General features: G+C 25.9%; 18 protein-coding genes and 4 tRNA genes. 16 read left to right on the forward strand and 6 right to left on the reverse strand.

Annotation, left to right across the window (positions count from 1 at the left end):
- Positions 1–1,211 precede the first annotated feature (1,211 nt).
- From rne to Bpudo544_RS02075, 3 genes are all read left to right on the forward strand, one after another.
- The gene (rne, locus tag Bpudo544_RS02065; RefSeq protein WP_500825103.1) at positions 1,212–3,308 is read left to right on the forward strand and encodes a ribonuclease E; all 2,097 of its coding nucleotides are present in this window, start codon (positions 1,212–1,214) and stop codon (positions 3,306–3,308) included.
- A gap of 486 nt (positions 3,309–3,794) precedes the next feature.
- Positions 3,795–4,235, forward strand: coding sequence for a L,D-transpeptidase family protein (locus Bpudo544_RS02070; RefSeq protein WP_500825105.1), 441 nt, complete (start codon positions 3,795–3,797; stop codon positions 4,233–4,235).
- Entirely contained in the window at positions 4,217–4,681 is a 465-nt protein-coding gene (locus tag Bpudo544_RS02075) for a L,D-transpeptidase family protein (protein WP_500825106.1), read from the forward strand. The genes Bpudo544_RS02070 and Bpudo544_RS02075 overlap by 19 nt, the downstream gene beginning before the upstream one ends.
- A 159-nt stretch (positions 4,682–4,840) precedes the next feature.
- Here Bpudo544_RS02075 and Bpudo544_RS02080 read toward each other — a convergent pair.
- The 3 genes from Bpudo544_RS02080 to pgsA all read right to left on the reverse strand — a co-directional run bounded on the left by Bpudo544_RS02080 (position 4,841) and on the right by pgsA (position 5,753).
- A tRNA-Leu gene (locus Bpudo544_RS02080) sits at positions 4,841–4,923 on the reverse strand.
- Between the two features lie 68 nt (positions 4,924–4,991).
- A tRNA-Cys gene (locus Bpudo544_RS02085) sits at positions 4,992–5,062 on the reverse strand.
- 109 nt (positions 5,063–5,171) lie between these two features.
- On the reverse strand, positions 5,172–5,753 hold the full coding sequence (pgsA, locus tag Bpudo544_RS02090) for a CDP-diacylglycerol--glycerol-3-phosphate 3-phosphatidyltransferase (RefSeq protein WP_500825108.1): 582 nt from the start codon (positions 5,751–5,753) through the stop codon (positions 5,172–5,174).
- Positions 5,754–5,895: 142 nt separating this feature from the next.
- Between pgsA and Bpudo544_RS02095 the strand changes: the two genes are divergently transcribed.
- Positions 5,896–5,968: transfer RNA gene (locus tag Bpudo544_RS02095), tRNA-Lys, on the forward strand.
- 79 nt (positions 5,969–6,047) lie between these two features.
- Here the strand turns inward: Bpudo544_RS02095 and Bpudo544_RS02100 are convergent.
- A tRNA-Ser gene (locus Bpudo544_RS02100) sits at positions 6,048–6,133 on the reverse strand.
- Positions 6,134–6,288: 155 nt separating this feature from the next.
- Here Bpudo544_RS02100 and Bpudo544_RS02105 point away from each other — a divergent pair.
- The 5 genes from Bpudo544_RS02105 to Bpudo544_RS02125 all read left to right on the forward strand — a co-directional run bounded on the left by Bpudo544_RS02105 (position 6,289) and on the right by Bpudo544_RS02125 (position 10,751).
- On the forward strand, positions 6,289–6,618 hold the full coding sequence (locus Bpudo544_RS02105) for a TusE/DsrC/DsvC family sulfur relay protein (RefSeq protein ID WP_500825110.1): 330 nt from the start codon (positions 6,289–6,291) through the stop codon (positions 6,616–6,618).
- Between the two features lie 148 nt (positions 6,619–6,766).
- Positions 6,767–7,084 (forward strand): heat shock protein HspQ, encoded by a 318-nt coding sequence (hspQ, locus tag Bpudo544_RS02110; protein ID WP_500825111.1) that lies wholly within the window; start codon positions 6,767–6,769, stop codon positions 7,082–7,084.
- Between the two features lie 281 nt (positions 7,085–7,365).
- The gene (gene fabA, locus Bpudo544_RS02115; RefSeq protein WP_500825113.1) at positions 7,366–7,890 is read left to right on the forward strand and encodes a bifunctional 3-hydroxydecanoyl-ACP dehydratase/trans-2-decenoyl-ACP isomerase; all 525 of its coding nucleotides are present in this window, start codon (positions 7,366–7,368) and stop codon (positions 7,888–7,890) included.
- Between the two features lie 148 nt (positions 7,891–8,038).
- Positions 8,039–9,448 (forward strand): asparagine--tRNA ligase, encoded by a 1,410-nt coding sequence (asnS, locus tag Bpudo544_RS02120; RefSeq protein WP_500825114.1) that lies wholly within the window; start codon positions 8,039–8,041, stop codon positions 9,446–9,448.
- A gap of 88 nt (positions 9,449–9,536) precedes the next feature.
- Positions 9,537–10,751 (forward strand): amino acid aminotransferase, encoded by a 1,215-nt coding sequence (locus Bpudo544_RS02125; protein ID WP_500825116.1) that lies wholly within the window; start codon positions 9,537–9,539, stop codon positions 10,749–10,751.
- A gap of 156 nt (positions 10,752–10,907) precedes the next feature.
- Here Bpudo544_RS02125 and Bpudo544_RS02130 read toward each other — a convergent pair whose 3' ends face one another.
- Together Bpudo544_RS02130 and Bpudo544_RS02135 are read right to left on the reverse strand one after the other, a co-directional pair.
- Positions 10,908–11,543: an MBL fold metallo-hydrolase gene (locus Bpudo544_RS02130; RefSeq protein WP_500825117.1), complete on the reverse strand. Its 636-nt coding sequence runs from the start codon at positions 11,541–11,543 to the stop codon at positions 10,908–10,910.
- A gap of 112 nt (positions 11,544–11,655) precedes the next feature.
- Positions 11,656–12,441: an enoyl-ACP reductase FabI gene (locus tag Bpudo544_RS02135; protein ID WP_500825118.1), complete on the reverse strand. Its 786-nt coding sequence runs from the start codon at positions 12,439–12,441 to the stop codon at positions 11,656–11,658.
- A gap of 702 nt (positions 12,442–13,143) precedes the next feature.
- On the opposite strand from Bpudo544_RS02135, the gene ribA reads away from it, so the two are divergent.
- The 7 genes from ribA to trpA all read left to right on the forward strand — a co-directional run bounded on the left by ribA (position 13,144) and on the right by trpA (position 21,266).
- Positions 13,144–13,743: a GTP cyclohydrolase II gene (gene ribA / locus Bpudo544_RS02140; RefSeq protein ID WP_500825119.1), complete on the forward strand. Its 600-nt coding sequence runs from the start codon at positions 13,144–13,146 to the stop codon at positions 13,741–13,743.
- A gap of 879 nt (positions 13,744–14,622) precedes the next feature.
- A complete protein-coding gene (locus Bpudo544_RS02145; RefSeq protein ID WP_500825120.1) occupies positions 14,623–16,185 on the forward strand; it encodes an anthranilate synthase component 1 in 1,563 nt (520 codons plus the stop codon).
- A gap of 2 nt (positions 16,186–16,187) precedes the next feature.
- A complete protein-coding gene (locus Bpudo544_RS02150; RefSeq protein ID WP_500825122.1) occupies positions 16,188–16,787 on the forward strand; it encodes a glutamine amidotransferase-related protein in 600 nt (199 codons plus the stop codon).
- Between the two features lie 10 nt (positions 16,788–16,797).
- Positions 16,798–17,802, forward strand: coding sequence for an anthranilate phosphoribosyltransferase (gene trpD, locus Bpudo544_RS02155; protein WP_500825123.1), 1,005 nt, complete (start codon positions 16,798–16,800; stop codon positions 17,800–17,802).
- Positions 17,803–17,831: 29 nt separating this feature from the next.
- Entirely contained in the window at positions 17,832–19,214 is a 1,383-nt protein-coding gene (trpCF, locus tag Bpudo544_RS02160) for a bifunctional indole-3-glycerol-phosphate synthase TrpC/phosphoribosylanthranilate isomerase TrpF (RefSeq protein ID WP_500825125.1), read from the forward strand.
- A gap of 34 nt (positions 19,215–19,248) precedes the next feature.
- Positions 19,249–20,448 (forward strand): tryptophan synthase subunit beta, encoded by a 1,200-nt coding sequence (trpB, locus tag Bpudo544_RS02165; RefSeq protein ID WP_500825126.1) that lies wholly within the window; start codon positions 19,249–19,251, stop codon positions 20,446–20,448.
- A complete protein-coding gene (gene trpA / locus Bpudo544_RS02170) occupies positions 20,445–21,266 on the forward strand; it encodes a tryptophan synthase subunit alpha (RefSeq protein WP_500825128.1) in 822 nt (273 codons plus the stop codon). Before trpB ends, trpA begins: the two co-directional genes overlap by 4 nt.
- Positions 21,267–21,340 lie beyond the last annotated feature (74 nt).

The following is a 21,340-nucleotide window of genomic DNA, read 5'->3' on the forward strand; positions in this document are numbered from 1 at the left end:
GTATTATTATATTAATAATGTTTTCTTAGCTATAACTGATACAGTATCGAAAATACATGTAAATGAACGAAACATATAAAAGTATTTTCTAATGCTTAGATACTAAAAAATTATTTTTAAAATTATTATATATTATTTGTTGTAATAATATATAATAAATAGACATACTAAACAACCAAAACATGATAACTATATTTTATATATTACTCTGTAGATTAAAAAAATTAATGTAACTAATAATAAAATAAAAAATTTACTATAACTCTACAATAAATTTCATCGTTCATAATTCATATTATATGAATAATAATTTCATTGAAATGTTTTAAAAATTAACTACCTATTTATATCAACAATATAAAAGATGCTAATATCTGTCTCTAATAATTGATAGAATTTTAAATATGCCTGATTTTAAAATTTTTAAATACATTAACTAAAAAATTAATGATATTAATAAAACTTGCTGTTTAATCATAATATTGAAGCTTTATTATAATAAATATAGAATTATATTCCTACAAAGATTTATATATCTAAACATATAAAAAATTTAATTATATTAATTACATTTAATTAGATATTTTTTAAATATATTAGTGATTTATTGATATTAATTTACTTTTATCTTTAGGATTAATATTGAATTTACATATGCAATATGAAAAATATATCATGAGTTTCATATTATTAAAAGCACATATACTAGCAATATTATCAATTATTTTTCTCTAAAAAATTTTCAAAAATTCAAAATACATATAAATAATATTATTTTCTTTTATGAGAGAATAGTAATTCGTGAATTGTTTTAATATAATAAAGCTATTAATTATAAACATTATAATTAATAAAAACCTTAAATTAATCACAATATCTTAATACAAAAATATACTCAATATTTCATAAATATTATTATAATAGCGCAATATATTTTAACTATATAATACAATTCAACCACCATATAGTTATGCTGAAATATAATACATTTGATATTTAAAACGTTATTTTTAACTAAAAAATAAATCGAAATAAAAAACAATAATATATTAATGATATAAAATAAAAATAATAATTAAAATTACTAAATTAATAATAAATTTTATTATTTACAATATTACAAAAATATTAATTTTTAAAACATACTTAAGTTTTAAAAAATATATTTATATTACAAAATATAAAATAATATTAACATTGAGTAAATTATAATGAAAAGAATGCTAATTAACGCTACTCAAAAAGAAGAACTTCGAGTAGCATTGGTAGATGGGCAACGTTTATATGATTTAGATATTGAAATAATCGGACATGCCCAAAAAAAATCTAACATTTATAAAGGAAAAATTATTCGAATAGAACCCAGTTTGGAAGCAGTATTTGTAGATTACGGATCAGAACGACACGGATTTTTACCGATGAAAGAAATTGCTCGAGAATATTTTCTTTCGTCATCATGTTTGCAAAATAAATCCAACGCTAAAGATACATTACGAGAAGGGCAAGAATTAATTGTACAAATAAGTAAAGAAGAAAGAGGAAATAAAGGTGCTGCACTAACTACTTTTATTAGTTTAGCCGGAAGCTATTTAGTTTTAATGCCAAATAACCCTAAAGCTGGAGGTATTTCACGAAGAATTGAAGGAAATGATCGAATAGAATTAAAAGAAACTTTATCCTCATTAGAATTGCCAGAAGGTATGAGTTTAATTATCCGTACAGCTGGAGTTGGAAAATCTACAGAAGCATTAGAGTGGGATTTAACTTCTCGATTACAACACTGGAAAACTATCAAAAATACTGCATCTGCTCGATTAGCTCCGTTTCTAATCCATCAAGATAGCAATGTAATTGTTAGAGCATTTCGAGATTATTTACGACCAGATATAGGAGAAATTTTAATTGATAATCCAAATATCTTAAATATAGCAAAAGAACACATTACCTCTTTAGGTAAACCGGATTTTGTAAAAAAAATTAAATTATATAATGGAGATATTCCTTTGTTTAGTCATTATCAAATTGAATCTCAAATTGAATCTGCATTTCAACATGAAGTACGTTTACCATCTGGAGGGTCGATTGTAATTGATACTACTGAAGCATTAACAGCGATTGATATTAATTCCTCTCGATCTACAAAAGGTATCGATATTGAAGATACAGCTTTTAATACAAATTTAGAAGCAACAGATGAAATAGCTCGACAATTACGTCTTCGAGATATAGGTGGATTGGTAGTAATAGACTTCATAGACATGATATCAAATCGCCATCAACGAGAAATTGAAAATACTCTTCGTACAGTAGTTCGGCAAGACAGAGCGCGCATTCAAGTCGGTCGTATTTCTAAATTTGGATTATTGGAACTATCTAGACAACGATTAAGACCTTCATTGGATGAATCTAGTCATCATGTTTGTCCTCGCTGCAGTGGAACAGGCAGTATTCGAGATAATGCGTCACTTTCGTTATCTATTTTACGTGTCATTGAAGAAGAAGCATTAAAAGAAAATACTTGTGAAGTACATGCAATTGTTCCAGTAGCTATTGCATCATATTTACTTAACGAAAAAAGAAAAGCTATTAGTAATATCGAACAACGCCAAACAGGAGTACGAGCAATTATAGTGCCACATGAACAAATGAAGACACCAAATTATGAGGTACGTCGTATACGTAAAGGAGAAATAAATAATAATAACAACAAACCAAGCTATTTATTAGCAACGTATCAAAATAATAACTTAACTTCCTTTGAAGGAAGTGCTACTATAAAAAACTATGATATTGCCATCAATCAAAAGAAATTAATGCAAATAACATACATTACAACATATTTAGTTAAATATTATCAAAAAATATTATATTTTTTAAATCATCTATTACAATTAAAATTTAGCAAAAATATTATAAAAATAATTAAAATAATTAACTTTCATTCATTTTTCAAAAAATATATTTTTTATTTTAACAAAAAAAAAGATATCAAATATAATAAAAATCCTAAAAAATTATTTCAATATAATACTTGCATGGAGAATAAACGCAATATAAATAATAGAAAAAAAAACAATTCCAACATTAACTACAAAAACAACAAAAATAATTATAGTTATCGGGATTCATCAAATTTATATTATGAAAAAAATATATATAGTAATATATATTTTTCAAAACGTACTAAAAATAATATAAACCATTCTATTGATAATTTTTCTATTGTAAATATAAAAAAACCTGCACATCAATCGAAAAAAAATTTAAAAGAAGAGAACAATCAATATAAAAATAAAAACTTCTATTAAACTAGAATATAAAAAATTATAACAATTAACATTTTTGGAAAATAAGTAAATTAAAAAAATCTTTCCTTAATAAAAGACTATAAGTATTTTATAAAATATTATTAACAATTTAAAAAACTATTAGACATATATTTAATTTTTACTTACAAATAAAAAATTCTCATGTAAATTTTATAAAAATCACTTACATAAATATAATTTAATACATTACTTATATAAATTTAAAATAAAAATTTCAAATAAATACATTTCAATCTATTTTTCGTTTTAGAAAAATCGTTTTGATTAACACCATTAAATAATAAAAAATCATTTTTATAATTAAATTGATTTAATTATAAATTTTGTTTCCCATTATTATGATATACTTAGTTTTAAATATATAACAATTTTAAAATAAACGTTATTCTGCTTAAATTTTTTTGCTAATACGAGATTTGATCAGAGAATAAATCATTGAAAATACTAATATATATTATTATAAGCATGAATTTTTGTTATGTTTTTGCAGATATTTATTTTTTATCTGACAATAATAAAATTATTGGGGAGAACTTAAAATATATTATCCCTAAACATAATACACACTCTTTAGAATATTTCGCTGAAAAATTTAAAATAGGTTTACGTAATATATTAGCTGCTAATCCTACTATTGATTTATATTTACCAGACCCAGGACAATCAATTCTTATTCCTAAAAAACTTATTTTACCAAATACTCTTCACACAGGAATTATTATAAATAGTGCTGAAATGAGATTATATTACTATACCAATATGAAAAATAATAATATTGTTATGGTGTTCCCTATATCTATTGGTACTATTGATCATGAAACCCCATCGAAATGGATAACGTCAGTAAAATGTAAAAAAAAAACCCTATCTGGATACCAACTCAAAATATGCGTGATGAATACATAAAGCATGCTGAAATATTGCCAACAATGGTTTTATCTGGTCCTAATAATCCTCTTGGATCTTACGCTCTATATTTAGGAAATAGTTATGCAATACACGGATCAAACACAAATCTTGGAATTGGATTAAGAGTAACAAGAGGATGTATCAGACTGAGAATAGAAGATATAAAAACCCTATATACTCTAGTTCCAATTGGAACTAGAGTAGAATTTATAAACGAACCAGTAAAAACGGCTATTGATTCAAATGGAATTCAATATTTAGAAATACATACTCCTTTGTTTACTAAAAAAACCAGCAATAAAACAAATAATATAATAAATACACATAACTTAAAATCATATACATATTCACTAATAAATCAAAATTCTAAAAACATCAATTTTTCAAAAGTTAATCAAATTACAGAAGAACGCTTAGGAGTGCCAATTGTTATCACCCAATAACTATTAAATAATAATGTCTGAGTTTCTTTACAATTTACAATAATAATTTATTAAATTGTAACTTCTTCCTTTAAAACTTAATAATCAATTATTAAGAATAATATAAAATAAAACATATTTAATATATATTAATAAGTTCATATAAGATTATATCTATAATACCCGGGACGAGATTTGAACTCGTACAGCACAAAGCCGAGGGATTTTAAGTCCCTTGTGTCTACCTATTCCACCACCCGGGCGTTATTCATTAAAATAAATATAATACATACTAACTCTAATTAGTACATTAAATAATCATTCACAAAACAGGCGCGTCTCGGACTTGAACCGAGCTAAACGGATTTGCAGTCCGCTACATCACCACTCTGTCAACGCGCCTTAATGACTATAAATAGTTATAACTCAAAAAACTTTATCAATTTTTATTAATATTTTTTTATTTAAAATTCTAAATATCAAAAAATAATTAATAATACTTAAATTAAAATTATAATTTCATAATCATACTACACGCAATATATAAATAATAACACATTGACCACAATGTCAATAACACTGCAATATATAAAGCTATTATTCCTATTATCACCGTCCATTCATTAAATCTACATAATAACGCAAGTAATGAAGACATTTGTATAAAAGTTTTTATTTTACTTAACCAATAAACAGAAAGATCTTGAAAATTATAAATTTTAGCTATCCACTCTCGTAATGCTGAAATAATAATTTCTCTAATAATCATAGTAGATATAGGCAAAGTTATCCACCATACATGAAAATATTCAGATACCAAAATGCATGCCGTAACAATCATAATTTTATCCGCTACCGGATCTAAAAATTTACCAAATTTACTAGTTTGTTTCCATCGTCTCGCTAAAAATCCATCAAACCAATCTGTAACAGCAGCAATAAAAAATATAATAGCACAAAGCATTGGTCCCCAATATACTGGCAAATAAAATACTATTGTAAAACATGGTACCATAATTAATCTTAACAACGTTAAAAACATTGGCACATTAGAAAATTTACAATATTTTAAAATATCATATATAATAAACATTAATTTTCTATATTTATAATATTTGATTATAAATAAACTAATAGTTATTATACATAATTTTAAAATACTCAAAACCTTTTATTTGGGAACTCAGAAGAATTGTTTTATATATTTTATTCACTTCAGTTTACTAATAAAATATGGGTCGTTAGCTTAACTGGTAGAGCAGTTGACTCTTAATCAATTGGTTATAGGTTCGAATCCTATACGACCCAATGAGAATTTTCAGTTAATTTAAAATATAACACATAGTATAAAACATTATAATACATCTATTCATAAAAGATTCATTTTTGGAGGAGTAGAGATTCGAACTCTAGAATGTTATACACATTACCGGTTTTCAAGACCAGCACCTTCATCCACTCGGCCACTCCTCCAAAAATGAATCTTTTATGAATAGATGTATTTCAGAATTTAAATTTTTATAAAATACAAAAATATATATTATAATGTATACATTGTATCATGAACTATATTATAATAATAATTATTTAAAATCATTTCAATTGTTTTTTTATTTAACAATTTATTTATGAAAAAAAACCAACTCAATATTAATACCGATCTAGAAGGATATTTAACAAATTTTGAAGATTGGAACATAACAGTAGCTACTAAATTGGCTGATTCAGAAAAAATTACACTACACAAAATACATTGGGAAATCATTCATTTTGTACGAATGTTTTATAAGGAATACAAAATGTTACCAAAAATTCAAACAATTATTAATATAATAACATTAAAATACGGCCAAAAAAAAGGAAATAGTAGATACTTAATTCAATTATTTCCCAAAAAATCTGTTATTCAACAAATTTCAAAAATTTCTGGTCTTCCAAAACCTAAAAAATGTTTATAATACTATCAATGTAATACTTTCTAATTTTTTCTTTAATCTATAAAAATTATAATTATAAAGAATTTATCTATTCATTAACTCTTGATTTTACAATAATTATCCCATATTTATAATAATTATATGATTAGTAATATCGGAGTATGTTACAATGGTTTTTAGTAAATTCGGAATAGGACAACAAGTTCGACATAAACTATTAGGATATTTAGGAGTAATAATAGATGTAGATCCAGAATATTCTTTAGAAAAACCAACTTTAGATGAAATTACTGGAGATGATTCTTTAAGAAAATTCCCATGGTATCATGTAGTCATGGAAGATGAAGATGGTAAACCCATTCATACTTATTTATCAGAAGTTCAACTAAGTTATGAAGATACTCCTATACATCCAGAACAATCTACCTTAGATGATCTTTCTGAATCTATTAGACTACAATTAAAATCTCCCCGATTAAGAAATTAATTTTATATCTTTACAAATATTTAATAAATCATATAAAACAATTTTCGTATTATACACTTAATTTTATTCGATTAAATTTAATATCTTAACTATTATTGTTTATAAAGCACTATTTAATTTTAAAAAATAATATTTATCACAAATAATAAAAATATATATAGTTTTATATAAAAATATTCATTAATTTATAATCATTCAAAATAATATAAGAACTATTTTATTTAAAATCATTAAAAATGAAAAACAATTTAAATGCCATATTCAATAGGACAAATGTTTATATGTTAAATAAACGTAAATTTTATACAAAAGAAGATTTATTAAATTCAAGTCAAGGCAAGCTATTCGGAAATAAAGGACCAGTATTACCTGCTCCTAATATGCTAATGTTAGATCGAATAACAAAAATGACTACAAATGGAGGAAATTATAATAAAGGTTTTGTATCAGCAGAATTAGATATTCGATCAGACATGTGGTTTTTTAATTGTCATTTCATTAATGATCCTGTTATGCCAGGATGTTTAGGATTAGATGCAATGTGGCAATTAGTAGGATTCTATTTAGGTTGGATGGGAGGAGAAGGTAAAGGACGTGCTTTAGGAGTAAAAGAAGTAAAATTTACTGGACAAATTTTACCAACATCAAAAAAAGTTACCTACTTTATTCATTTCCGAAAAATTATCAATAGAACATTAATTATGGGAATGGCAGATGGAGAAGTTTTATGTGACAAAAAAATAATTTACACTGCAACTGATTTAAAAGTTGGATTATTCAAAAACATTGCAACTTTTAGTACATAACACTCAATATTTTGCATATAAAATAATCATTGAATTATTTTATATGCAATTTTTATAACAAAAAATTAATAATATTATTTTTTAAACTATATAATTTTATATCACATCTTAGTAAGATAGTTATAATACCAAATACATAGGAATTCTTATGAAAAAAACATCTATTTCAAATATATTACAACAACTTGTTCCAGAAAATACTAAAATTACTGTATGTGGTTGGATTCGAACTCAACGACATTCTAAATCTAAAATTTCTTTTCTTAACTTGAATGACGGATCTTGTTTAGACACTTTACAAGTAATTGCTGGAGAAAACTTACATAATTATAAAAAAGAAATATTACATTTAACTAGTGGCTGTTCTATAATGGTTTGTGGTAAAATAGTAAAATCTATTGGCAATAAACAAAATATAGAGCTTATTGCCTCACATATAGCAGTATTAGGATGGATAGATCAACCTGATACTTATCCCATCGCACCTAAAAAACACTCTATGCAACATTTAAGGAATTTTGCGCATTTAAGAGCAAGAACACACATTTTTGGATCTATTACACGTATTAGACATATTTTATTTCAATCTATTCATAATTTTATGCATAAAAAAGAATTTTTATGGATACCTACTCCAATAATTACTTCATTAGATACAGAAGGAAATAGTAGAATGTTTTGTGTTTCAGAGGCCTTAGATGATGAAAAAAAACCTAATCATTCTTCTGCTTCAAATAAAAATTTGAAACAATTTTTTTTTGGAAAAAAAGCCTTTTTGACAGTATCTGGTCAATTAAATATAGAAACTCATGCTTGTGCATTGTCTAAAGTTTATACTTTTGGACCAACATTTCGAGCAGAACATTCCGATACTAATCGACATTTATCAGAATTTTGGATGTTAGAGCCAGAAATTGCTTTTTCAAATCTAAATGATATCATTGAATTAGCACAATCTTTTTTAATAAATATCATTAAAATTATTTTAGAAAAATGTATTGCCGATATAACATATTGCTCATATCATTCAAAATATAATCTTATTGAACGATTAGAAAATTTTCTAAATAGTAAAATTGCTTATATAGAATATACAGATGCAATAAATTTATTAAATAAATGTAGTAATAAAAATTTCAAAAATACAATATACTGGGGAGCTGATTTATCTTCTGAACATGAAAAATATTTATCAGAAGAATATTTTAAATCTCCTATCATTATAGTAAATTACCCAAAAAATATAAAAGCTTTTTATATGCGTTTGAATGATGATAATAAAACTGTCGCATCTATGGATATATTAATTCCTGGGATTGGAGAGATTATTGGAGGTTCTCAAAGAGAAGAGCGATTAACAATATTGGACGAGCGATTATTAGAAAATAATCTTTCAAAACAAAATTATTGGTGGTATCGAGACTTAAGACGATATGGAACAGTGCCTCATGCAGGATTTGGATTAGGTTTTGAAAGATTATTGGCATATATTACAGGAATAAAAAATATAAAAGACACTATTCCCTTTCCTAGAGTTTTTAAAAATATTAAATTTTGATATATATTAAAATTAATAATTGTTATTTATAATAAGTTTTGATATAATTTAAGACATTAATATTATTATCACATTGGATATAGCGATTATGTTTGAATCAATGTTAATGGCGCCTTCTGATCCTATTCTTGGTTTATCTCAAATCTTTTCTAATGACCTTAGAAAAGAAAAGATTAATTTAGGTATTGGGGTATACGTTAACAAAATTAGTGCAGCTCCGGTTCTAGAAAGCGTTAAACATGCTGAAAGTTTCTTATTAAAAAAAGAAATTAGCAAAAATTATTTGAACATTGAAGGTATGCATTCATTCATAAATGCAACTCAATCGTTATTATTCGGACAAGATGAATCTATCATATCAAAACAGCGTATAAGGACTGTTCAAGCCCCAGGGGGAACTGGAGCTCTAAGAATAATTGCTGAATGTATTGCTAACAATCGTAATGCTTATTCTAAAAAAAAACAACGCATATGGATTAGCGATCCCAGTTGGATAAATCATAAAAATATTTTTCATGCATCAGGGCTAGAAATTCATTCTTACCCATATTATAATCAATCAAAACATTCACTTGATTTTGAAAAATTAATAAATACATTAAATTTTTCAGTAAAAGCCTCAGATATAGTTTTGTTGCACTGTTGCTGTCATAATCCAACAGGTATTGATCCAACAATAGAACAATGGAAAATTTTATCCGAAAATTCTGAAAAAAATGGATGGATACCTTTATTTGACTTAGCTTATCAAGGTTTTGATTCTGGTCTAGAATCTGATTTAACAGGACTACACCTTTTTTGTAAAAGAAATCCAGAATTAATAATATGTAATTCTTATTCTAAAAATTTTGGTTTATACAACGAACGTATAGGAGCATGTACTATAATAGCACAAAATAGTAACCATGCTGAACGCACACTTAGTCAGTTAAAATCTACTATTAGAGCTAATTATTCTAATCCCCCTGCTCATGGAGCAGCTATCGTTTCTGCCATATTAACGAACCCATCGTTATTACATATATGGAAAAATGAACTAAAATGTATGAGAGAATATATTAAAAGCATGCGTTTTTTACTTTTAAAAAATTTAAATAATTACAAAAATTATAAAAAACAAAATTTTGATTTTATTAAAAACCAAAAAGGCATGTTTGCTTACATGGGATTTAACTCAGATCAAGTAATTAAATTACGCGAACAATCAGGAATTTATCTAGTAGATTCTGGTAGAATAAATTTAGCAGGAGTATCAACAGATAACATCACACATATATGTGAATCCATATATAAAATTTTTTAACACACCCAAAATCCAAAACAAATATATAATACTGTTGGGTTTCTTTTTATTTTATTAAATAAAATAATATAACAAATAAAATAGCACTATTAACCTAAATTAAATCATTTACCTTCTTAACTCTTTTCATTTTTTCCTTATACTCATTCTATTTACTTATGTTAAAAAAACATTATTTTTACGCTCATATCCAATAGTAGAAATGGGACCATGACCTGGTAAAAAAGTAACATCATCCTCTAAAACAAGTAATTTATTTTTAATTGATTCGATCAAAGTAAGATAACTACCTCCTGGTAAATCCGATCTTCCAACATTTTTTTTAAATAAAACATCCCCCATGATTATAAATTTACACAATTCATTCCAAAAAACTACATGACCTGGAGAATGACCTGGACAATGTAAAACTTTAAAAACCTCATAACCTACTTGTATTATATCTCCATCTTCTAACCAAAAATCAGGATGAACTGAAAAATTATAAGCTTTATCAATTTTTAAAATTTGACATTGCAATCCTAAATCATTCATTAAAAACTCATCATCTTTATGTGGGCCAAAGATTGGAACATTATAATATTTTTTCAAATCTATAGCACCGCCAACATGATCAATATGACCATGAGTTAATACAATTTTACTAATATTAACATTCAAATAATCTATTTCTTTCAATAACTTTTCCTTTTCTCCACCAGGATCCACTACAATTGCATCATTGGATTTTTCACACCAAACTACTGAACAATTTTGATGAAAAGAAGTAACTGGTATAATATGATATTTCATCTTAACCCTTTTAAAGTAGTAAAAATAAAAGAAAAAATACTAAACAACTCAACAAACCTTATATTAATAACAAAAATTAAAAAATAATTTTTATATATACTGTCATACTGTGCTATACATCATCTGTATTAGAAACAATATTGAATCCTCCATCAACATATACAATCTCTCCAGTAATACCAGAAGATAAATTAGAACATAAAAAAGCAGCAACATTCCCCACTTCTTCAACTGTAACATTACGACGAATCGGAGAACATCGTTCATAATAAGATAACATTTTTCTAAAATTTAAAATACCAGAAGATGCTAACGTTCTGACAGGACCAGAAGAGATAGCATTAACGCGAATACCATCTGGACCCATTGCTTCTGCCATATACCTAACATTTGATTCTAAAGATGCTTTAGCTAACCCCATTACATTATAATTCGGTACAACCCTATTAGATCCTAAATAAGTCAAACTTAATAAAGATGAATTTCTTCGCAACATTCTTCTACATGCTTTTGCTATTCCAACAAAACTATAAGAACTAACTACATGTGATATTTCAAAACCTGCACGAGTAACATTATCAACATAATCTCCTCTCAATTGTTCAGTAGGAGCAAAAGCAATAGAATGCACAAAACCATCAAATTTATCCCATTTTTTTTCTAATTCAATAAATAAATGCTCAATAGCACTATCAGAAGAAACATCACAAGGCAAAATTATTTTATCTAACGAATAAAGTTTAGTAATTTCTTGAACTCTTAATTTTAATTTATCAGTATGATAAGTAAATGCTAATTCCGCTCCTTCTCTATATAAAGCTTTAGCTATACCACAAGCTATTGATTTGTTATTAGCTACTCCAGTTATTAAAATACGCTTATTCTTTAATAATGCCATCTTTGTGGTAACCCATTATTCTTAATTACATAAATACAATTAACACAATTAATTCTATATCATACGTTCATAATATAAATTATCTAATACTTACTATAATTCATTAATAATCACATGAATCATTTAACACATATTCTTAAAATAAATTCCATCATTTTAATTTTTAATCCTTCTATAATCCGAAATATTTCTCTTTTTAAAAAATTATTAAAAATACATTACATAATACGTTACCTTTATGATTTTTCACAAATGTTAAATTAACATACTATAATTATAACCATGAAAAAATAAAATAATCAATAAAACTTCCATAACAAATGAAAATTAAATAAATCATGTTATTATAAATAATGTATTAAACTTCATTACTCTATCATTAAACTTAACATTAATAATTCAAAAACTTTTATAAAAAATTTTTAAAAATATAAATAAAAATTGTATATAAATATGTAATTGAATTTAATTAACTAAATAATGTAATTAACTAAATTAATACGTAATGAATACTAATAATAACAATAAACTATATAACAACCAAATGTTTTAACTAAAAAAATACAATGATTAAACAACTATTAATATAAAAACATATATATTAAATCTTCAATATTTAAAAAACAGTAGCCTGTATTAATAATATCCTGATACAAACAAATAAATATAAATAATTATAAAAATTTATAGGAGATTACAATAATGCGACTTAAACAAGTAGGAAAAGCAAAATTACCAACACTATGGGGCAATTTTTTAATTGTTGGCTTTGAAGACCACTGTACTAGACAAAATCATATAGCTTTAATATATGGAAACACATCAGGTCCAGAACCAGTCTTAACACGAGTGCATTCTGAATGTTTAACAGGAGATGTTTTATTTAGTTCTCGATGTGATTGTGGTTTTCAATTAAATACTGCTCTACATTATATTACGACAGAAGGTCGAGGCATTCTTATTTATCATCGTCAAGAAGGGCGTAATATTGGCTTATTAAATAAAATTCGAGCCTATTCTTTACAAGATAATGGAGCAGATACTGTAGAAGCAAATCAATATCTCGGATTTCACGCAGACGAAAGAGATTTTACTATATGTGCAGATATATTAAAATTACTAAATATACATACGATACGTCTATTAACTAACAATCCCCAAAAAATTACAGTATTAAACAATTCTAATATCAATATTGTTGAAAGAATTCCTCTAATAGTTGGAAGAAATTCAAAAAATTCTAAATACTTAGATACTAAAAAATCTAAATTAGGGCACTTACTTAATATTTACCATAAATAACAACATATAATTATGTTGCACATTTAATATAAAATACAAAATTAATTTAATAATTAAATTTAAATATCTACTCTTACAAAAACCAATATTTTATAAATTAAAAATCTATAATATAAGTATAGCTTTAATAAAACTCATTACTACTCCATGATAAATATCTGCATTACCAACAATAATTCGTCATTCTTTTTTTAAAACATACCTGAAAATTATATTCATACATATTGCCACGACAACTGCTATTATTAAGAATAATCACTATCAAACTCGGCTACTTTATATATTACAATGTATGATCCTGTTATTTATAAGACAATGATCATAGTTATAATAAAAATTTATCAATCAAAATAACTACTATCGATAACAATACACTTCATACATAAATCTTTAACAAAATATAAACTTAATATAAAAATACTATAAACTTATTTAACACATAAAAAATATATAGTTACATTTGCTGTATTTCTATAATCTATCTATAAATTAAATTAATAATAGTTACAATGTAATATACGGATCCTAATATACTAAAAATTTTATAAATTTTTATATACTTGAAGTATTCATATTAAATGAATAAACATCATTCAAAAAATTAATATTTTATATATTTAAATGAACTTTAACAAGAATCAAATAAATTTATATTTATAAAAATTTCAATTTATTTGACAATAACTTTATCTTTAATTTTTAAATTATTGAAGATTTGACTTTTTGTGAAAAACCTAGTATTAATATGAATTTAATATTATAAATTGTTATATTAGCTATTTAAAATCAAACATTTAATTTCATACACATATTAAATGGATAAATATTATTAATTAACATAATCCTATTTTAATTAAAATATTTAAGGAAATATAAATAATGGGATACATAAGACAACGAATAGAAAACTTCAAAATTCAAGTTCCTTATCATCCAAATCCTACAATAGTTTTTCACCAATTATGTAGAAATCGACATTCAACATTATTATTAGAATCATCAGAAATTAAAAAACAACATAATATTGAAAGTATGATGATCATTGATAGTGCTCTAAGAATTTCTGCTTATGATACTAATGTGACAATATGTGCTTTTACTCAAAATGGTGCTAACTTATTAGCTATACTAGCTCGAGCTTTACCTAATGCTGTCAAAATTATAAAAACATATAGTAAAATACAATTGAAATTTCCTATTATACAAAATAATTTAGATGAAGATAGTCAACTTAAATCAATTTCTATTTTTGACGGATTACGAACATTATTGAAAATAATGCAATCACCTGCAGATGATCCAAAATCTATATTTTTAGGAGGTTTATTTTCTTATGATTTAATATCTTGTTTCGAGCCAATTCCTAAATTACATAATTATCCTGAATGCCCAGATTATTGTTTTTATTTATCTGAAACACTATTAATTTTCGATCATCAAAAACATATTGCTGAATTAAATGGAACACTATTTACACCAGACACTCTAGAAAAAAATAGATTATACAATAGAATGAATGAGCTTAAAAAACAAATAAACCATACTCCATGTTCTATTCCTTATACAACCGTACAAAATATGAAATTAAGTTGTAATCAAAATGATACATCATATAAAAAGATCATACATAAAATACAAAATTTTATACGTCAAGGAGAAATTCTTCAAGCTGTTCCATCAAGATGTTTTTTTCTTCCATGTCCTTCTCCATTAGCAGCATATCATGCTTTAAAGATCAATAACCCTAGTCCCTATATGTTTTTCATGCAAGACAAAATATTTACTTTATTTGGAGCTTCACCGGAAAGTTCATTAAAATATGATTCTAACACTAGAAAAATTGAAATTTATCCCATAGCTGGAACTAGAGCTCGCGTATATCGTGATGATGGCTCGTTGGACATAGATGCAGATAATCGCGTCGAACTTGAAATGCGATTAAATCAAAAAGAATTATCAGAACATTTAATGTTAGTAGATCTAGCAAGAAACGATTTAGCTCGAGTATGTAAAACAGGTAGTCGTTATATATCTGATTTACTTAAAGTAGATCGTTATTCTTACGTTATGCATTTAGTATCTAAAGTAGTAGGAGAATTAAGTCATGATTTAGATATACTTCATGCTTATAGGGCATGCATGAATATGGGCACTTTAACAGGAGCTCCAAAAATTAAAGCAATGCAAATTATTTATGAAGTAGAAAAAAAACGCAGAAATACATATGGAGGAGCTATAGGTTATTTGACAGGAACAGGAAGTTTGGATACGTGTATTATTATTCGATCTGCTTATGTTGTGAACAATGTAGCAACTATACAAGCTGGAGCAGGAATTGTAATAGATTCTATACCACAATCTGAAGCGGATGAGAGTCGAAATAAAGCAAAAGCTGTACTACAAGCAATTTTAATAGCACATAATTCCAAGGAAATATTTTAATAATGGTGAATATAATACTATTAGATAATATCGATTCATTTACATATAATTTAGTAGATCAATTACGCAGTAAAAATCATCAAGTACTAATATACTCTAATCGATTGTCAGATTCAGCAATTATAAATGTTGTCAATAACGTAGATAACCCCATTTTAATATTATCCCCTGGCCCTGGATCTCCACAAAATTCTGGTTGTATGATGAACTTAATAAAAAAACTACGAGGGCATATTCCGATCATAGGAATATGTTTAGGATACCAGGCATTAATACAATCTTATGGAGGATACATATCACAATCATCAGAAATTTTCCACGGGAGATCTTCTTTAGTGTATCACGATGAACTAGCTATGTTCACTAATATTCCCAATCCACTATTAGTAGCTAGATATCACTCATTAATAGGAATTAACATTCCTATTAACTTAAAAATTAATGCTTATTATAAAAATCATATAGCTATGGCTATTCGCAATGATTTTGACCGAATCTGCGGATTTCAATTTCATCCGGAATCTGTGTTAACTACATATGGAACACAATTAATACACCAAACTATTATATGGGCTAATAATTTAACTAATATAAAAGAATAAATATATTATTATGAAAGATATCCTCAAAACATTATGCCAAGGCAATAATCTTACTCAAGCACAGAGTGAAAAATTATTTTATGATATTATAAATAAACAACTATCTTCAATAGAAATTTCAGAAGCTCTTATTAATATGCAAAGACGTGGAGAAACTATTGAAGAAATTTTAGGAGCAACAAAAGTATTATTATCTCACTCTAAACCTTTTCCAAAAGTCAACAAATTATTTGCAGATATTTCAGGTACAGGAGGAGATAATAAAAATACTATTAATATTTCTACAGCCAGTGCAATAGTTGCTTCAACCTGTGGCATTAATATCATTAAACATGGTAATTATAATGCGTCTAGCTCAACTGGTGGCTCAATAAATCTACTAAATCAATGTAACATCTATACAGATATAGATATTAATCAATCAATTAAAAATTTTAACAAATTAGGAATATGTTTCTTATGCGCTTCTCAGTATTATAAAATATTTCAAGACGTAAGTCATATAAGAAAACAACTAAAAATTCCTACTTTATTTAATATAATAGGACCATTAATTAATCCAGCCAAACCTCCAATAACTTTAGTTGGAGTATATAAACGGGAATTATTATTTCCAATAATTCAAGTATTAAAATTGTTAAATTATCATCAAGCGATGGTGGTACATTGTGATGGCATAGACGAAGTAGGATTACATAATCATACAAATGTATTTGAATTACATAACGGAGTAATCACAAATTATATATTAACTCCATCAGATTTTGGATTAAATAAATATCCTTTAGAAGAATTATATTCACATTCACAACATGAATCATATACAAGTATAATAAATGTATTAAAAGGCAAAGGAAAACCATCTCATACTGCTGTGATAGCAGCTAATGTAGCAGTATTATTAAAATTATTTGGATATCATGACTTACGTTCTAATATATCAAATGCATTAGATAAAATCCATACTGGAATTCCTTATAAAAAATTATTATCTCTTTCTTCGTCGCTTACATAAACAAAATTAACAATACACATAATGAAAATATGTCACATACAATTCTGAACCAAATCATATCATATAAAAAAAAATGGATTTTGAATCAAGAGCGTTGTATACCTATTAACATCTTAAAGTCCAAAATACAAATTAGCTCAAGAAACTTTTACAAAACATTATTACATAACAAAAATCAAACAATTTTTATATTAGAATATAAAATTGCTTCTCCATCAAAAAATGTTATTTGTAATCATCCTGACCCTATTCAAATTATTCATGTTTATAAAAAATACGCTTCAATTATTTCTGTAGTCACTGACGAAAAATTTTTTCACGGAAACTTTAATACTTTAACTCAAATAAGTAATATGGTGACGCAGCCTATATTATGCAAAGACTTCTTTATTTCAGAATGGCAAATTTATTACGCACGTTTACATAAAGCAAATGCAATTTTATTAATATTATCCATTATAGATGACGATACTTATTATAAACTTTCTTCCATTGCACATTCACTAAAGATGGGTGTCCTCACAGAAATAACAAATAAAAATGAATTAAAAAGAGCTATAAATTTAAATGCTAAAGTTATTGGAATAAACAATCGTAATTTACATGATTTATCTATTGATTTAAATCGTACTATTAATTTAAGTGTCAATATCCCTAACTCAATCATAAAAATTAGTGAATCTGGTATCACTACTCATTATCATATAAAAAAACTTAGACGCTATGTACATGGATTTTTAATTGGAACAACCTTAATGTCATCTTCAGATCACTTAAATACAGCAACTAAAAAATTGATATTAGGAGAAAATAAAATATGCGGACTTACTCAAATTGAAGATGCAAACATTTCTTATAAATCAGGCGCTATATATGGAGGACTTATTTTTGTTGATCATTCCCCGCGTTACATAAACGTACACATTGCTCAAAGCATCGTATCCACAATACCACATTTATGTTATGTTGGTGTTTTTTGTAACGATACTATACAAAACATCATAAATATAGTTAAAATATTAAATTTGTATGCTGTGCAATTACACGGTACAGAAAATCAAAATTATATTAAAGAATTACGTATAAAATTACCACCTACTTGTCATATATGGAAAAGTATTAACATGAATAATCAACCATTATTTATACCTACTTTAATGTATATAGATCGCTATCTTTTAGATAGCGAAAAAGGAGGAAGTGGTAAAACTTTTAACTGGACAAATCTATCAACAACAAAAATACAATTAAATAAATCAATTTTAGCAGGAGGTTTAACAGTACATAATTGTTCAAAAGCATCTAAAATAGGTTGCTTAGGTTTAGACTTTAATTCAGGAGTAGAAATAAAACCTGGTGTTAAAAATCACCAAGCAATTTCAAAAATATTTCACATATTACGCACATATTAAATAAATTTATATTAAATAGGTATTATATATCAATATGACACAAAAAAAATTAAATTCTTATTTCGGAGAATTCGGAGGCATGTATGTACCTCAAGTTTTAATGCCAACATTAATAGAACTAGAAAAAGAATTTATATCTGCTCAAAGTAGTCCAATCTTTCAACAAGAACTCAAAGAACTATTAAACAATTACGCTGGACGACCTACTCCCTTAACTTTATGTCGAAATTTAACATCTGGAACTCATAGTAAATTATATTTAAAACGTGAAGATTTATTACATGGAGGATCTCATAAAACAAATCAAGTATTAGGACAAGCACTATTAGCAAAACGCATGAAAAAAACTGACATTATTGCTGAAACTGGAGCAGGTCAACATGGAGTAGCTGTTTCTATTGCTGCAGCTCTTTTAAAATTAAAATGTCGTATTTACATGGGACAAAAAGATATAAATCGACAAAAATCTAATGTATTACGCATGAAACTCCTGGGAACTCAAGTTATCCCTGTATATCATGGTTCTGCTACATTGAAAGACGCATGCAATGAAGCAATACGAGAATGGTCAAGTACTTATCAATATACTCATTATATGCTAGGAACAGTGGCAGGTCCTCACCCCTTTCCTACTATTGTAAAGGAATTTCAACAAATTATTGGAATAGAAACATATCAACAAATACAAGATTATGAACAAAAATTACCAGATTCCATTATTGCTTGTATAGGAGGCGGATCAAATGCTATTGGGATATTTTCTAAATTTATTAATATCCCATCAGTTCAATTATTAGGAGTGGAAGCTGGAGGATTAGGACTGAATACAGAATATCACGGAGCAGCTTTACAATGTGGAGATATAGGAATTTATTTTGGAATGAAATCTCCTATTTTACAATCCTCAGAAGGTCAAATAAAAAACTCTTATTCTATTGCCGCAGGATTAGACTTTCCTTCTGTTGGACCAGAGCATGCTTATTTAAAAAAAATCAATAGAGTGAAATACGTCTCCGTATCTGATCAAGAAGCTATACACGCATTCCAACAATTATCTATGCATGAAGGTATAATACCTGCCCTAGAATCTGCTCATGCTTTAGCATATGCATTAAAAATCATCAAAAAACAGCCACATAAAAAACAAATTTTAATAGTTAATTTGTCTGGTCGCGGAGACAAAGATATTATGACAGTACATAATAAACTAAATAATGAAGAGATATATTCATGAATCGTTATCAAGAATTATTCACCCACTTACATCAACAAAAACTTGGAGCTTTCGTCCCATTCGTTACTATAGGAGATCCTAATCCTACTTTTTTTATGAATATTATAGATATATTAATAGCATCTGGAGCTGATGCCTTAGAATTAGGAATACCATTTTCTGATCCCTTAGCAGACGGAGCAGCAATACAAAAAAGTATGAATCGAGCTTTTAAATCAGGAATAAATTTTAAAATTTGTTTAAAATTAATAAATGATATCAGAATTAAATATCCACAATTACCCATTGGTCTATTAATTTATGCTAATTTAATCATTAAAAATGGAATTAATGATTTTTACTACAATTGTTCAAAAATTGGTATAGATTCTATATTAATTCCAGATCTTCCTATGGAAGAAAGTTTTTTGTTTTACAAAGCTTCTATATGTTATAAAATAGCACATATTTTTATTTGTCCTCCCAATGCTAACTTAAATTTAATAAAAAAAATTACTAATAAAGGAAAAGGATATATTTATTTATTATCTAGACCAGGAATAACCGGTATCGATAATACTAAATTTAATACAACTATATTAAATATGTTAATTAAAAATATAAAACAACAAAAACAATCCTTACCAATATTACAAGGTTTTGGTATACATACTCCTAATCAAGCCTATGAATCACTATTACTAGGGACTTCTGGAGTTATTTTAGGCTCTGCAATCGCAGACATTATTGAAAATAACTGCCTTAATCTTGATTTATTATTAGAACAGCTACAACAATTCACTCATCTAATAAAAACTTCTATGAAGATTATAAAATAATTTAATCTGATAAATATATTAATGAACCTATTATTAGGCAACATATAGCTAATCGTTTATGTCCCAAAAAACAA

The sequence above is a fragment of the Blochmannia endosymbiont of Camponotus pudorosus genome (assembly GCF_059934925.1).